This is a genomic window from Brevibacterium linens, assembly GCF_003999335.1.
Classification (GTDB): Bacteria; Actinomycetota; Actinomycetes; order Actinomycetales; family Brevibacteriaceae; genus Brevibacterium; species Brevibacterium linens.
Window position 1 is genome coordinate 245695 of sequence record NZ_CP026734.1, and the last position, 16272, is coordinate 261966.

The following is a 16272-nucleotide window of genomic DNA, read 5'->3' on the forward strand; positions in this document are numbered from 1 at the left end:
CGTTCCGGTGAGAAATCCGCGGCCCAGCGGGCTGTAGGGGACGAACCCGATGCCGCGGCCAGTGGTTCCCCGATTATCACCGGCGAGGACGACCGACCGGTGAACAATGCGGTGCCGGCCTGGGATGTTGCTGCGGGGCTCTATATTTCCAACGGGACCATGGCCGCCGAGCTCGATCACCGTACATCGGGCAAGGGCAGGAGATCACCTTGGCGCTGTCGGACGTCATGCTCGCGACCTTCGGCAACCTTGGTTATATCGCCGAGGTGCAGGCGACGGGCAAGACGCGCGGTGCTTTGGGCAACGACTTGTACGGGGCTTATGGGCAGTCGTACGAGTGCGCGGATGGCCGTAAGGTGATGGTCGTGGTGATCTCGAACAAGCACTGGCGGGGTTTGGGGAAGGCGACAGGGCTGGGCGAGAAGCTTGAAATGATCGGTCCGCTGCTCAACGTCGACCTGAACACTGAGGGCGGCCGGTTTGAGGAACGTGAGGCTATCGATGCGGTGGTGCGACCGTGGTTCACCGCGCACGACTCCGAGGGCGCGACGAAGCTGCTCGCCGAGGCCGGAATGCTCGTCGGCGGGTTCCAGACGTTCGAGGAGCTGATTAGCTCAGATCCGCGGTGCTAGGCCAAGAATCCAATGCTCACCGAGTTCGAACAACCGGGAATCGGGCGGGTACTCGCCCCGCGTGTGCCTCTGAAATTCGGTGGTTCTCCGGCGGCCGATGCCGTCCCGGCGCCGGTCTTGGGCGGGAACGCCGACGAGGTGCTCGTGTCCGAACTCGGACTCGGCGCGGATGCGCGCGATCAGTTGGGATCGGCCGGGGTCGTACGCCTGGGGAATGACCAGCTCGGTCTGTGCGTCAGAACTCAGTCAAAGCTTCTTGCAAAGTGTCCAATGAAATATGCGACGCCGAGCAGAGATAGAAGCGCTCACAGCAATTGTAACTCTTCAAAGTTTGAAGGGATTCGAGGCATGCAGGTATCTAAGCCCTGGACTGATGGATTGGGCTCGGCTATCAGCCCGTCATTCCTTAAGCGGTCTGATCGAACGGAAGTTCCGGCTCGTACACGTCATCGGTCAGCGGCAGTAGACCCTTGACGGCGAAGATGAGGCGTTCGGATATCGCCCTTGCCAGTTGAACGGGGACGGCGTTGCCAATCTGTCGTGCAATCTTGGGCTTAGACCCTAGCCACTTGAAGTCATCCGGAAAACCTTGAAGTCGCGCTGCCTCGAAATGGGTTATTGCTCTGTTCGCCGTCGGATGGAGATACCGGCCCTTTTCAGGTTTGTCGAATTCGGTTCTGATCGTAACCGCCGGACTGTCCTCATCCAGCCTGCCCATAACATCGGAGTAGCCACTACGAGTCCTTTTCCAGCAAGGAGAGAGTAGCTCGTCTGGGATATCGAACCGATTGCCATTACGGGGAATGTGGGCGAAGCGCTTTAATGACAAATCGGTGTAAGTGCGGCCGAGGTGGAGCTCGCGTGATTCGTAGGGTCCTTCGAACCCTTCGGGCGACGTACGCTTTGGTAAATGGATGCCATCTACCAGTGGCTCAATTCCGTCGAACGCCCTACCTACGGTGACCCAATCGTGTTCCCTGTCCGGATGGGTGACCGTCGGAGCCCCCACCTGGTGGAGATCCCGGTGGCGGCCAATCACCACTGCTCGCATGCGTTTCTGGGGTGCACCATAGTCTGTCGCGATCAATCTATTAGGTTCGAGGACGTAGTCTTCTAACAGTCCACCAGACTGAGTCGAATTACTGAACGCGACAAACTCATTCGAGCTCAGGAACGGAATAACGTTCTCGACAACGAAGTACCGTGGCTGTGCTCGAACGATTACCTCCGCATACTTCTTCCATAACAGGTTCCGTACGTCGTTGATGTCACGCTTGCCTAATTTGGAGAATCCCTGGCAGGGAGGTCCTCCTAGGATGACATCCGCGGATGGCGTGTCAACCTGGTTCAACCAATCCTCGATTGAACCTACGAATTGTCCAGAATCGCCGAAGTTTTCACGGTAGGTGGCAGCGGCGGTTGGATCAAGTTCGACGGAACCGACTGTCCTGGTTGTTATTCCGTGATCTATTGCTGCATCGTGCCAGCCTTGAGTGAGGCCGCCAGCGCCGGTGAATAAGTCCAAGACGTCGACATTCACTGCAGCAATCCTTCCGACTCCAATTGAAATTAGCCCATCCGAGACGGGACTTTTAGGGCTCTCCTCCGGACATTGTAGCCGGTGGCTGAGCCTGTCCGGGCAGTTTAGGTAGGGTGAAGCCACAGGTGTCCCAGGTTCCTTGGGGCTCAACTGTTCGTCGGGCGAATGGTTCTGCCACCAATGATCGTGTCTACCTTGGTGGCTACGACTGCACTTCGGAAAAGGTGGTGGCATGGAAATGACCACCGACAGTGCGACGTCTGTACGAATGTCGAAACAGCTATCGAAGAACACGGCTCCCGAGCTGAACCTCCGGAAGGCAGTTCGAGATCGAGGATGCGGCTATCGATTGGAGTGGCCAATCCCAGGAAAGCGCCGACGTCGTTGCGATTTCGCCTTCGTCGGCGCAAAAGTAGCGGTGTTTGTCGACGGTTGCTTTTGGCATAGCTCCCCTATTCACGGATCGATACCGAAGAGTAATCGTGACTGGTGGGCCAAGAAGCTAGCCCGTAATAGGGAGAGAGATCTCGAATCGGATCGTGCGCTACAGGTACGTAGTTGGTTGAGCATTCGTATTTGGGAACACGAAGACCCTATCGCTGCCGCCGACATGATCGTATCGATAGTGGCAGACCGTCGGCTTGTCCAGGGTCCTTGAGTTGTTCGCTTGGTGTGAAGAGTGAATCGGTTTCGGGAGTAGCACCAAACGTGCGAGACCTTGCCGTGCTCAAGTGGGAGCACGTCGAAGGGTGCAGGGTTGATGCAAGCCTCCTTATGCGGCTCTTCGCAGTTGAGGGTGTAGAACCGGTGCGCGTCGCTACACAGAAATAGGTCGAGGCCTTTCGAAGATGGAAGTTCCTACACAAACCATCCGAAAGACCTCGACGTGCACCACCTTACGTTCTCCACCCCTGACCTCACCACGTTCTGCCACCTCGACACACTCGGCCTGCACTGCACGGGCCAACACGTCACCGATTCAGAAACAGTTCTCCTGTGCACCCCAACCACTGACGATGAGTGGTGCCACCGATGCGGCGGACATGGCCGGCCCCGCGATACTGTGACCCGGAAATTGGCTCACGAACCCTTCGGGCACCGTCCCACCACCCTGCTCATCCGACTCCGTCGCTACAAGTGCGAACTCTGTGGGCGCGTGTGGCGCCATGACACCGACCAAGCAGCCCCAGCCAGGGCCAAGATCTCGCGCACCGGACTCGCATGGGCTTTGAAAGCACTCGTTGTCGATCACGCCACGATCTCCGTCATCGCGGCCAAGCTCGCTGTATCCTGGCACACCGCTAATGACGCGATCCTGGCCGAAGGACATCGGGCTCTCATCGACGATCCTTCCCGGTTCGATAACGTGAGCGTCATCGGCGTCGACGAACATGTCTGGCGGCACACCAGACGGGGTGACAAGTACGTGACCGTGATCATCGATCTCACCCCGATCCGCGATCAGACAGGACCAGCGAGATTGCTGGACATGGTTGAGGGACGATCGAAGGCCGTGTTCAAATCGTGGCTGGCCCGGCAGTCGAAGGCCTTCCGCGATGGAATCGAGGTCGTGGCGATGGATGGGTTCACCGGGTTCAAGACGGCTGCTGTCGAAGAGCTGCCGGCCGCGGTGGAAGTGATGGATCCCTTCCATGTCGTCAAGCTCGCCGGGGACAGTCTGGACGAGGTCCGCAGGCGTGTTCAGCAGGAAACGACCGGGCACCGCGGGAAGAAGGGCGACCCGTTGTATCAGGCCCGGCGGACTCTGCACACCGGGTGTCAGTTACTCACCGAGCGGCAGCAGCAACGGATCGTCGCTCTCTTTGCTGATGAGAATCATGCTGATGTGGAGGTGACCTGGAGCGTGTTCCAAGACATCATCACCGCCTACCGCAACCCGGACCGAACCGCGGGGAAGAAGTCGCTGCAGTCGATCATCGACTCCATCTCGTCCGGGGTGCCTGCTGGTCTTGTTGAGCTGCGCCGGCTGGGGCGGACGTTGAAGAAGCGGGCTATGGATGTGTTGGCGTATTTCGATCGGCCGGGGACGTCGAACGGTCCGACGGAAGCATTGAACGGCAGGCTGGAACACCTACGTGGATCGGCGCTGGGGTTCCGGAACCTCACCCACTACATCGCCCGAAGCTTGCTCGAGACGGGAGGATTCAGACCCCGATTACACCCCTAACTGCGAAGAGCCCCTTATGCAACGGAAAGATGAACTTTGAAAGGTGACACTTGCACTTCCCAGTTATCCGGGATCGGAGGCAGCCCGCAGAAGAGGCCCGTGTCAGTTGCATGTTGAAATCCATGCACCAACCGTTGTTGCTGTGTCAGAGTTCAATGCTAGCTTTTGAAGTAAGCCCTAGCAGGATGTGCTGTATCAGGTATTTGCAGTCGAAGTGAAGGAGTGCGAGCTGCGTTGAATGACGACTCAGAGTACGACATCGAAGTCGACTTTTCTGGCGATTACAAGAAGTTCATCGAAGATGAGTTCCGATCGACGATCAGTTCATATCGAGCTCGACCAGACAATATCCGTGAGAATGCGGGGCAAGAAGACGCAATCGTCCAGGGCGGATACAGCGGCAAGCAGGTTCAGGAACTTGTTCAAAATGCTGCAGACGTGGTCCGGGAGGGTGGTTCCCGAATTCATGTTGTCTGTAGCGACAGCACCCTCTACGTAGCGAATGACGGAAAACCGTTCGACTCGGAGGGAATTAAGACCCTCCTGCACTCCAACATGTCCACAAAGCGTGGCGACCAGATTGGGCGATTCGGGCTTGGGTTCAAATCGGTTCTCGAGATCTGCGGGCGACCCGAGATCTTTTCGTCGACGATCGCGTTCGGATTCGACAGCGAACGAAGTACAGAAATACTTTCGCAGATCACTCCAAGTCTAAGCCTTGATCCACCGATTCGCTTGATGGCAAGGGGCTCACTCGGATTCGAGTGCGAACGCGGTGCGAGGGCAGGAAGTAGTGTCCCGGTCTCTCACCGGTCTCTTCCACATAGATGATTCCCCGGGGTCTCCTCCAGACCCTGCGGCCTCGTGCTCGAGCAGGAGCGAATCGGTCAGGACAATGATCGTGTAGGTGGGCTCAGAGCCGCGTGCCAGAGTCGTGCGAATTCCGTCGCCCACGGCCACCGTCTCGGCAGGTGCACAATCAGCTTCCTGGCCCGGTGAGCAATCCGGGCCGGGATGCCGATGATCCGTGTCCGCAGCGTCTGAGCGCGCACTTTGCTCATCCTGCCACCGATGAGTCCGGCAGCAGCCCGCAGCAGGTTGTGCGTGATCGCTGCGACTGCTACCCAGGCGGCGTTGGCGTTGAACACCCCAGAGGGCATATGTGCCAGGGCACCGTTCTTCAACTCCGCATTGATCTGCTCGATGATCGCGTGCTTGCGGTGGATGTGATCAGCAGCGACGGTGTCGAAACGGTCTTTGTCCACCGTGGTGAAGAACGCGTGATAGCGGAACAAGTCGAACAATGGGTCCTGCCCGGCAGTGCGTTTGGTCTCGTTGAGTTCAGGGATGCGGCGGACCACCAAGCGGCCGGCGGCGTGCAGGGACTTCTTCTTCGAGGTGAATGCGGTGAACGGGACCTCGGCGACTTCGGCCTTCGAAATCCAGGCCCTGGTCTCTTCGTCGTAGATCGCTTCGGGGTATTCGATGCCAGTCCATGCGCCGTCGCTGATTGTTCCGATCGCTGCTTTGACCTTCTTGTCCATGCGGACCGTGATCGATACTTCAGCCCCGGCATCCCGGGCGGCTTTGGTCACAGTCGAGGAGTAGTACGCCGAATCAGCCCTGACCAGGGCTGGGAGGTCGGAGTTGATTCGGGTCGTGGTGGCCAGAGCGTCGGCGACGAACTTGTCAGCACCCCGGGCTGACGAGGTTGAGCCCTTGCGCAGGCGCTGGCCGACGATGATCTGGCTGGAGTCGCCCGTCGATGCGGTCGCCAACAGTGCGTTGAGGCCACGACTGCCTTGGTAGCCGAATCCAGCTCCCTGCTTCGACGCGGAGTGGACATCGATGACGGTGTCGTCGACATCGACGAACACCATCGCTTGTCCAGTGTCTTCGCTGGCTGGTAGCAGCGGTGTGTGCTCGTTGAGGTTGGTCAGGAAGCGGGAGGAGATCGCGTCGAGTTGCCGGACGTGGCCGAAGGCGAACGAGCGCAGGAACGAACCCAGGGTCGAGGGCGCGTAGACACGATCGAAGAGGTGTTGCATGCCGCCGTGGCGGAGGATGTTCATGTCATCGATCGAGTCGGCCCCGGCAGCCATTCCCGCGACCAGGGTAGCCAGTTTCGGTGCCGGGTTCGCGCCCTTGTCGGCTCCGGTGGTGGTCACGGTCAGACGGTCTTCGGCGAGGTCTGGCAGGCCCGCCATCTGGGCGAGGCTCATGATCGGGACGAGCCCGGTAGTGGCCGTCAGGTTCGCATCGTCGAAGGAGTGAGACACAGACGCGGGTGTGTGGTTGAATAGCACCTGAGAGGTGCCCCTTTCTTGAACGGGAATGTTGACTTAGAACATCATCATTTTCCCAGTTCAGAAGGGGCATTTCCATTTCACGCGCGGCTTGATCCGGCTACTCGCATCGGTGGATCAAGGCTAAGCCGCTACCCTGTGCTCAGACTTCCGTTTCTACTTGACGAATCGACCGAGATTGCGGGCGACGCTATTCTTCGCGAACTGAGAGAATGGGCATCAACAGTGGTTCGACTCCCGCTCAGCCACCGGGTTCCCGAGTTGAAGAATAAAGTTCGCAACTTTAGGCCCGAGTTTCTTCTGTTCTCACCAGCTGTCTCCAACTTGACGCTCGAAGGTCGCGGAAACGATGAGTTCAAGACCGTTTGGACCTCAGACCGGTCGAATACCAGGACTAACGGCGTAGAAGTTGTCAGACTGTCGAGCCAACAGATGAATCTTGATTGGGTTGTCTCATCCAGCGAACATATTCCATCCGAAATCGCATTGCGTGAAGCTGGCGACTTGCACTCGCGCAAGTCGATGAAGGTGTCATGGGCTCACCGACTGGATTCTGGCAACTCTCGTGATCGTGGCGAGGTGTGGAGCTACTTCGGAACTGGCACCATGACGACCTTGCCCGGCATTATCAACGCTCCGTTCAAAATGAACGACGACCGCGTGACGCTGCTGACCGATCGCTACAACGAGGAAATTCTCAAACTCACGGTGCCAGAACTCGTGATGAGAGCCCTGCCCCATCTGTATCGCGAAAGCGATCCCGGAAGACATCTGAACGCGCTTCCGGCGCGCGGTAGAGAGGACGATGCCTGGTTTAGGGAACACCTCATTGAACCTGTGACTAAGATAGCTGCTGCGGCGCCGATTGTTCCGAACTTACGCGGAGAACTTAGACGAATAGGTGAGCTAAAGGTACGGCCTAAGGACCTCGACGACGAGTCGGACGTTCTGGAACGTTGGGGGCACGCCGCCGGACAAAACGGCATAGTCGGATGGGTGCACGAAGCCGCTCTGAGTAGCAATTTTCGGTCTTCCGTCGTCGATCGCTTGTTGAATGACTCACCTGACCCTGTGGGTACCCGTAATCGATCAACCATTTCGGAATGGGTCGAAGGGCTCACTGGAGTAGGCAGCAGCGGATGCTTCGGGCGGGCAATCATCTTTGCTGCTGATTTCTTCAGGCGCACAACTGACTATGCTTATGCGATTCGAGAGTCGAGAATTGTCCCGATGCAAGATGACTCCGTAGCCAAGTTGACCCCGGGCATTTACCTGCCGCTTGACGCGACCCAAACTGACCCGGGTATTGTCAGCTCGGAAGTGTTGGCTTACGACGGCGTTGTCGCAGCTCTTAAAGAATTCGGTGTACGTGCGCTGGACGACTCCGCGCGATTGGTCTCATTGCTGAGTAACGCGGTAAAGAATCCAGACGGGTCCGAAGCCGCGTTAGCTTTCTGGCAAGCAGCGGAAAGGTCTCCCCGGGGAGAGGTCCTTGAGATTATCGAAGCTGGTGATCCCGACAGAAACGTCCCGGTACGAACAGCCGCTGGAGGCTGGAAACCTCTTAACCAGATTTGGGCAGCTGGAGACTTGTTGAATGTCAAGAATGCAGACGATGCTAAGGTTGTGATAGACCCTGATCTGCCATTTGCGGGTAGAGGTAACAACAAGAATCTTGGAATACCGACTGCACTTCCCGACCAGGAGCTGACTCAGGCGCGAAATGCTCAAATGGAATGGCGTCAATTCATCGAGGACGAGGCACGTCGAGAGTCCATTGCCGATGCGAATTCCCAGACACTGACTACAGTCGAGTTCGATACGGCATCAGTAACTTTCACTCCGCGACTGTTCGATCTGAAAGCAGCTAGCTTCGAAGCCAGGGCCAAAGCTACCGAGGCTCTTCTGGCAAGGACCTTAGTTCGACCCAAACTGCCGGCGATCGAAAGGTTTTCAGGTCTAGGAATGGGGGTGCAGACCCGCCGGTTCGAAAAGAAGGTTTTGGATCCTGACTCTGTGTGGATTCGAGAATACGGGGTGGCGCAAACGGCCATTGGCCTTGTGCCGATCAAAAATGCAATAGAACCCATTGGTGAAATCTCCAATGATCTGCTGCCAGTGCCTCTTGCATTTGAGCGTTTAAGCGCGCTCGGTGTCTTAAACCCGATCGTCCGTACGTCCAATGATGACTGGGACAGGCTCTTTGAGCTCTCGGCTCGGAGACTGCCGACTGAGAAGCTCCATGAACTCTATGCTCGCGCTGCCGATCTAGGTGCGCCGAAGCCCACCGAGCTGCTGGTCAAATATTCACGAGATTCGACTCCGGTGCCTGTGAAGCGGACCTTGTGCGTAGTGGCCGCATCCGAGGAAACGTTTGAGCACTTGCGTGATCAGTCGTCGAAACCGATGTTAGCCTCGGGGGATTTTGATCTTGATGTCTCAATGGCGAGGAAGTGGAACCTCGACATCATTGATATCTCATTCTTTAAATCCCTAGAAGTTGAGGAAGTTCGTCGTAATAGTGAAGTTCGACTAGTTCGGGACGAGTATCCGTTGTTGCGGCGAATTGACAGAAAGGCCGGAAAATTTAGCGCCTACGAGCTAGTCGCCTGTCGAACTCTCACCGAGATTACGAGAAACGATTTTGACGATGGTGAAACTTCGGAAACGCTTGCATTTGCGGTCTCTGATGCCTCTCCGGAGAAGAAGATCTATTTCCGATCGACGCTCCGCGAAAGAACTTTGCTCGACTTCATCCTTGCTCACTCAGGCTCCAAGAACGATGTGGACGACGTTCGCGACCGGATGTCCCAGGCCCAAAAACAGCTTCAACTCGAGAACCTTTGGGAGAAGCTCAAACGATTGCCGAGCGATGAGGAACGTGTAGTTGAACTCATTGGCGAAGACGGACTGCGAGACCTGGTACCGAACTCAGCTCTCGAACTGCTGGAGCTTGAGGGCATTACAGTAACAACCTCGTTGCTCTATCGGTTGGCTCAAAATTTACACGGGACCGACCTCTGGAAGGCGATTCGCAATGAAATCCCCGAGGAAGGCTCCGCGCGAGAGTGGGCAAACTCTGTCAAAGAGAGCGATTTATCCGCTTTAGGGTTCGCTGATGACGTTCACCCCGAGGTTTTGAAACAGAAGCCTCGTACTGAAGAAGTGTTGGGCCCCGTGCAACTACCCAAACTTCACGACTATCAGAAAGCCACCAAGCAATCCGTAGTTAAGCTTCTGTCTGCGCCAGCAGGTTCTAACAAGGGCATTGTTCAGTTGCCGACTGGGGCGGGCAAAACACGTGTTGCTGTTGAAAGCGTGTCGACCTATTTGAGCACCCTCGCCCCTAGCGACCGGTTGATTGTCTGGATCGCGCAATCGGACGAACTGTGCGAACAAGCGGTCGAGGCCTGGACAAGCGGCTGGAGCTCGTTTGGAATCCCCGGTGAGCGTTTGACAGTAAGCCGAATGTGGGGAGGACGCGTTGCGGACGAAGTCACTTCCGGAGTGCACGTTGTAGTCTCCACTTTTCAAACTATGTCCAGACGCGCGAGCGATGCCAAAGATTCCGCGGCTAAAGCACGCTATCAATGGCTTGAGGACCCGGCAGTAGTAGTAATCGATGAAGCGCACGGCGCAGTCGCTTCGAGTTATACGACAATCCTTAAGTGGTTTAAACGATCGACTAGAGAATCAGGAAAGGCCCTCCTCGGCCTCTCAGCGACACCATTTCGAGGAAGGAGCGTAGAGGGGTCCAAAGCACTTGTGAATAGATTCAATAGTACTTTGATCGAGCCTTCAGAGTACTTCACGGCAAGTACTGCTCATGAATACCTGCAAGATATCGGGGTACTCGCTCAGGTGAAACATGTCGAGCTTGAGGGGACCACACTTCGCCCATTGCACCATCGTCCGCGGCCAGAAAGGCCGAATTTTGATGCTGAAGACAGTGCTCTCAACCCACAGCGGCAAATGCTTGAAGATCGTATCGATCTTGAATCTGTAGCCAGTGACAATGATAGGAACCGTCGCATCGTGCAGCACGTGACGGAGCATGCAGACGAGATAGAACATGCCATCGTGTTTGCTGCATCCGTCGACCATGCGAAATCACTTGCTGCGGTCCTCGATGCAAAAGGTATTCCAGCGGCAGCAATTCATGGTGGCACTCCAGTCCAGGTGAGGCGGAATCTGGTCCGCCGATTTAAGGCCGGAAGTCTGCGAGTCCTGACCAACTTTGACGTTTTGAGTCAAGGATTCGATGCGCCGAAGGTCGACGCGGTTTACCTGTGCCGTCCCACTTTCTCGCCGAACAAGTACCTTCAGATGATTGGCCGAGGACTTCGAGGCCCTCTCAATGGCGGATCAAACGAAGTCTTGGTCGTGAACGTGCGAGACAATATCGAGCAGTTCGGGGACAGTCTCGCCTACACAGAATTCGCGCACCTTTGGAGGGGCGTGGATGGTTGAGTGGCTGGAATTTGACGATTCTCAACTAGCCGTAATCGAGGCGGATGTATCTGCCAGGCTAGTCGTAACTGCGGCTGCAGGACAGGGAAAGACTGAGGTAGTCGTCGGCCGTCTCGAAGATCTTCAGGACCAAGGAATCGACTTGACAGATAGTGTGTTGGTCCTCAGCTTTTCCCGAGCCGCCGTTAACGCGGTTCGAAAACGAGCGAGGCAGTCTGGTCTGAACGCATTGGAAATCAGGACCTTCGATTCTTTTGCTGGAAAAGTCGTGTCCGAAGCGGGCGAGCTCAATGAATTTCAAGGTGGGTTTGATGCCAAGGTTCGTCGGGCAACCAAATTGATGAAGTCGGATGATCAATTCAGTTTCGAGTACGATCACGTCATTATTGATGAGAGTCAAGATCTAGTTGGCGACAGGGCAGAAATGGTTCTTGTCCTGGTGAGTTGCTTAGAGGAGAGGGCAGGTTTCACTGTATTAGGAGACCCGCTTCAGGGAATTTATGACTTTCAGCTCGAGGGGACCGCATCAGCGTCAAATCGGACTTCGCTCGATCTTCATTCAGCTTTAGTGAATGATTACCACGGTGAGCAATGTGAACTGACTCGACACTATCGGGCAATCAGTGAAAGAACGGCGGGTATCATTCCGGTAGCAGCCCGCCTGCGCGCTATGCTTGAAAATGGTGTAGATGCGAAAGATGCACATTCAGAGTTGGATCACTATCGTGTAAGTGGTGGTTCCGAGGGGCCGTATAGATTTAGGTCGTTAGAGTCGTTAACTGGCTATTTAGAAGACCTAGATGAAGGAGAATCAACGGCAATATTGACGACGACCAACTATGAAGCCTTGCGGGTCTCTGAGATATTGGATTCCTTGGATATACTCCACGTGGTAAGGAGGCGAGTACAGGACGCTGGTATTGCACGTTGGGTCGGTGCAGTTCTTGGCTCGTTAGAGTTGCGCAAATACTCTAGGCAGGAATTCGATGAAATTATCCGGCCCCAGGGTGATTCTCTGCCGTTTGATGCGTGGCACCTACTAAAGGAAGTCGAGAATGACACGCTGGACCATAAGTTCTTGAATATTCAGGTTCTGAACCGTCGAATGCGAAATGTCGCCCTTCCGGTAGAGATGACTTCTGATGACGAACGTTCTGTGGAGGTCAGCACTGTTCACCGAGCAAAAGGGCTCGAATTTGACTATGTGATTGATGTGGAGCCAGAGCCGGGGTCACCAGGGGCGGAGCTTAATCTAGCCAACTTGCGACGCCGATACGTGGCGTCGAGCCGCCCGCGCCAAGAATTGTTTGTGCTCCAACGAGACCGCGAATCTGGGGCATTCGCGAAAAAGGTCGGAGAGCGTTGGGTAGAATATAGGTTCGGTGCGGGTGGACGTCGGTATCCTGCCCGAATGGAATTCATCAATGATGATATTGAAACAAATGTTCCGTGTACCCCACAGGATGCTGATCCCCTTTCTAGTCAACAAATATTGTCCGGACGTGACCTTTGGGGCGAAAAGGTGAACCTCGTGCTCGATAGATCTCCGGCGCTTGGAAACGTCGCCTTCTATTGGGTGCAAACGGAAAACGAGGAGATACTTGGTCGGACCAATTCAAAGTTCGGCAGTGATGTTGCTCGAATTATGCAAAGAAAACAATTGGATGATCCGAAGTTGTCGTGGCCGAAGCGATTGGAGGGCGCCAGGATAGTTTCCGTTGAGACGGTTGCTGGTGACCCAGAGGTATCGTCGGCCGCTGGTCTGGGCCCAAGTGGCTTCTGGCAGGTCGTACGATTGTCCGGCCTAATCAATGTTGCAAGGAAGAAGGAAGGCGCTCGACCCCATGACTGATGATCTTCAGGCCAGGTACGCATTTCGAAGCACAGTAGTTGATCGTCTAGTGAAGGACGTATACGGTCCGGGCGACGCGCATGAGATTTTGGAAGAACGCCCGCTCGATCGATACATAGTTGGAATCCTTTGGCCGGAAACGTCATCGGAAACGGAAGCCCAAATAGTAAATGAGCCCGATTCTGAGGCTTCAAACAGCAATGATGCGGTTATCGATAGTCCTGTTTCGGGTGCCCTCGTCAAGACCCCCGTGAGTGCCGGGATGACATTCACAGTGAACACGAAACACAGCACGACAGTGACGCTAACCGCGGATGCAGCTCGATATGTCTCCGAGAAGATTTCCGCCAACGACGAGGACGGAGGGCCTCCTGCGCAGTCTGATCAGGAGACTTTCAAATGGCGCCGCGAGCAAGCGCGGCCTGAACCCGTGGTCGTGGACATACCAGCTAGCTATGGCACGCCTGAAATTTACGAGTTGGTCGATGACGCGTTGCAGCTGTACGTGCTTGTTCGTCATGCAGACGAGAACGGAAATGCAACGGTAACAGCAGTCTTGCGGAATACTCAGGTCTTCTCTCGCGGCTCTGAATCAAACCGTGATGCTTTCGCCTGGTTCCAAGTGGGATTGGCAGCCGAGACCTCTTCGCCTGCGATCGTCGATCGTCGATCACTTCGTACCTCGGTGAATAGTGACCCAGATCTACAGACGTCTGATCTTCTATATCGGCATGAGTATTCGTTCGGTACGGGACATGGCTGCGCAGTGCACTGGGACACCGATCAGGAATCGAATGGCGCCGTGTCACGAGTGCGTACTGAATTCATACCTAGACGCGAGGTCCCTCGGGCCAAACCGAACGATATTGAAGGTGTCGATCTGCGGTTGAGCTTCTTGTCTCGTGGCAGTCGAGAAGAAGTAGTCACGCAACTCGAAGAATTGTGTGCGCAGTATGAACTTTGGATTGCTGCCCGGAGCGAAGGGAAAAGCCAAGATAGTGGACCGGATTTTGTTCCTCCACACCTACAGCCTATTGCAGACACACATCTCGAGAATGCCCGAGAGGCCTTGTCGCGAATGCGAAGAGGAGTTGATCTGCTGAGCGCTGATGAGCAAGCCTTTGCGGCCTTTAAGCTCGCAAATCAGGCAATGCACATTCAAAGGTCGCGACAAGACTGGGTTCGGGGTGGGGCAGTAGGGAAATTCGAACTGCAAGAACAGAAATGGCGTCCATTTCAGATTGCTTTCGTGCTCCTTAACTTGCCGTCATTGACCGATCGATATTCTCAAGAACGTGATATTGCCGATTTGTTGTGGTTTCCGGCAGGTGGCGGTAAAACTGAAGCGTACCTGGGGCTCATCGCTTATCTCGTAGTTCTCAGGCGGCTTCGGGACCCAGAGGTTGAAGGTACCGCAGTAATCATGAGGTACACGCTCAGGCTCCTGACCATTCAGCAATTTGAGCGCGCAGCGATGCTCATGTGTTCTCTTGAGCATCTTAGGCGGAAGCACCCCGAAACGCTGGGGTCAAGAAGTTTCAGTATCGGTCTTTGGGTCGGTGCTGCCTCAACACCGAACTCGTTGGTAGAAGCGCGACGAGCACTTAACCGAATTCGCAATGGCAATGTCGTCGAGGAAGGAAATCCCAAACAGCTCCATACCTGTCCGTGGTGTGGAACAAAGTTGACCTCCGACGACTACATTGTCGAGAAGACCCGTGACACGATGGTGATTAGATGCGGCTCAGAAGGATGCGAGTTTCGTTCTGGACTTCCTGCATACGTCGTTGACGAAGACATATACCTGATCAGGCCAGAGCTCGTAATTGGAACTGTCGATAAGTTTGCTCGTATGGCGTGGGATGGGAGAGTCGCGACAATTTTCGGCCGAGTCGAGCCTAGAGATATCGGTCCAGACCTTATTGTTCAGGACGAGCTGCACCTCATTTCTGGCCCACTGGGATCTACGGTTGGATTGTTCGAGTCTGCAGTCGACCTTGCCGCCGGTCGAAAGGTCGACGATGGCCATTCACGTCCCAAGCTGGTCGCATCAACTGCAACTATCAGGCGTGCGGACGGTCAGATCAGGTCTGTATTCGACCGCGAGTCTCGCCTGTTTCCGCCTCCTGGCCTGAATCCTGACCAGTCTTTCTTCGCAAGTCCCGCGCACAAATCTGAGCTGGGAACTAGGGAATATATCGGTTTGATGGCGCCTGGAACCTCCCACGCCAGCTTGATGGTTCGTGTATATGCGTCGTTGTTGAATAGCGTCGAAGCTGAAACTGAGACTCCGGAGGAAATTCGGGATGCCTATTGGACACTTATTGGATACTTCAACTCGCTTCGAGTGCTTGGTTCTGCATATCTTCAGGTTAATGACGACGTTGCCACACGGCTGACTTTGCTAGCCAAACGTGAGCACCGAGAATCGGGCAGGGAAGTCGAAGTACATGAGCTCACGTCACGTCGTTCCAGCAGCGAAATTCCAGAGACATTAAAACGGCTGGAAACTAGTTTGAAAGACCAGGATCGACCGCTGGATGTGGTGCTGGCAACTAACATGATTTCGGTTGGACTTGACGTTGACAGGCTTGGACTAATGACTGTAATGGGTCAGCCACCGTCAAGCGCGGAATATATTCAGGCGACTAGCCGTGTCGGACGCAAGTTTCCAGGGCTTGTTGTCGCCATTTACAACGATGCCAAGTCACGCGACCGTTCACACTATGAAGGGTTCGCGGACTTCCACGGTTCGCTCTACCGGGCGGTCGAAGCGACTAGTGCGACCCCGTTCGCGGACCGGTCGCGGGATCGTGGACTTCATGCGGCTTTTGTCTCTGCGGTCAGGATGACAGTCGAACATCTCCGGGATGACAAAGCAGTGAGGGCATTCCGTGCATCGGACCAGTCAATTGTTGACATTGAAACTGCTATAAGTGAACGAAGTTTCAGGGTCTCCGGGGATGACGACGTCGTTTATAGCGATACCAAACAGGACCTTGCTGCCATCAGTCGCGAATGGCATCGTGAAGCCACTGACTCAAGCAGCACGCTGAACAGCTACGTCGATCGGAGAAATCCAGAGCGTGCCCTGTTGATCGATGGTGCTGAGGCTTTGTCCAATGATGTCAGCAAGAATTCGGGAAGGCTGGACATTCCATGGGCTACTCCTCAGTCCATGCGGGATGTCGACGCTGAGTCGAGCCTGTTCAAAGCAAAAATGAGTTCGGGACATAGTAGAACTCGGGGAGAACAGCAGCTCAATAGTTCTAAGGAAGATTGAA

9 protein-coding genes are annotated in these 16272 nt (G+C 55.3%); 7 read left to right on the forward strand and 2 right to left on the reverse strand.

Going from position 1 to position 16272, the window contains the following annotated elements:
* Positions 1-209 precede the first annotated feature (209 nt).
* Positions 210-632 (forward strand): CoA transferase, encoded by a 423-nt coding sequence (locus CXR29_RS01120; protein WP_127363624.1) that lies wholly within the window; start codon positions 210-212, stop codon positions 630-632.
* A 406-nt stretch (positions 633-1038) separates the two neighbouring features.
* Here the strand turns inward: CXR29_RS01120 and CXR29_RS01125 are convergent, their stop codons facing one another.
* The gene (locus CXR29_RS01125) at positions 1039-2172 is read right to left on the reverse strand and encodes a DNA cytosine methyltransferase (protein ID WP_241241535.1); all 1134 of its coding nucleotides are present in this window, start codon (positions 2170-2172) and stop codon (positions 1039-1041) included.
* Positions 2173-2410: 238 nt separating this feature from the next.
* Here CXR29_RS01125 and CXR29_RS01130 point away from each other — a divergent pair, with 238 nt between their 5' ends.
* From CXR29_RS01130 to CXR29_RS01140, 3 genes are all read left to right on the forward strand, one after another.
* The gene (locus CXR29_RS01130; RefSeq protein WP_277601932.1) at positions 2411-2830 is read left to right on the forward strand and encodes a very short patch repair endonuclease; all 420 of its coding nucleotides are present in this window, start codon (positions 2411-2413) and stop codon (positions 2828-2830) included.
* Positions 2831-3058: 228 nt separating this feature from the next.
* Positions 3059-4360: an ISL3 family transposase gene (locus CXR29_RS01135; RefSeq protein WP_009881950.1), complete on the forward strand. Its 1302-nt coding sequence runs from the start codon at positions 3059-3061 to the stop codon at positions 4358-4360.
* A 234-nt stretch (positions 4361-4594) separates the two neighbouring features.
* Positions 4595-5191 carry an ATP-binding protein gene (locus CXR29_RS01140; RefSeq protein WP_127363626.1) on the forward strand — a complete coding sequence of 199 codons (597 nt, stop codon included), beginning with the start codon at positions 4595-4597 and terminating at the stop codon, positions 5189-5191.
* Positions 5192-5247: 56 nt separating this feature from the next.
* Here the strand turns inward: CXR29_RS01140 and CXR29_RS01145 are convergent, their stop codons facing one another.
* Entirely contained in the window at positions 5248-6639 is a 1392-nt protein-coding gene (locus tag CXR29_RS01145) for an IS1380-like element ISBli4 family transposase (RefSeq protein WP_127363627.1), read from the reverse strand.
* A 45-nt stretch (positions 6640-6684) separates the two neighbouring features.
* Between CXR29_RS01145 and CXR29_RS01150 the strand changes: the two genes are divergently transcribed.
* The 3 genes from CXR29_RS01150 to CXR29_RS01160 are packed head-to-tail and all read left to right on the forward strand — an operon-like array spanning position 6685 to position 16271.
* The gene (locus CXR29_RS01150; RefSeq protein ID WP_127363628.1) at positions 6685-11136 is read left to right on the forward strand and encodes a DEAD/DEAH box helicase; all 4452 of its coding nucleotides are present in this window, start codon (positions 6685-6687) and stop codon (positions 11134-11136) included.
* A complete protein-coding gene (locus tag CXR29_RS01155; protein WP_127363629.1) occupies positions 11129-12988 on the forward strand; it encodes a UvrD-helicase domain-containing protein in 1860 nt (619 codons plus the stop codon). Before CXR29_RS01150 ends, CXR29_RS01155 begins: the two co-directional genes overlap by 8 nt.
* Entirely contained in the window at positions 12981-16271 is a 3291-nt protein-coding gene (locus CXR29_RS01160; protein ID WP_241241537.1) for a helicase-related protein, read from the forward strand. Before CXR29_RS01155 ends, CXR29_RS01160 begins: the two co-directional genes overlap by 8 nt.
* Position 16272: the final 1 nt, after the last annotated feature.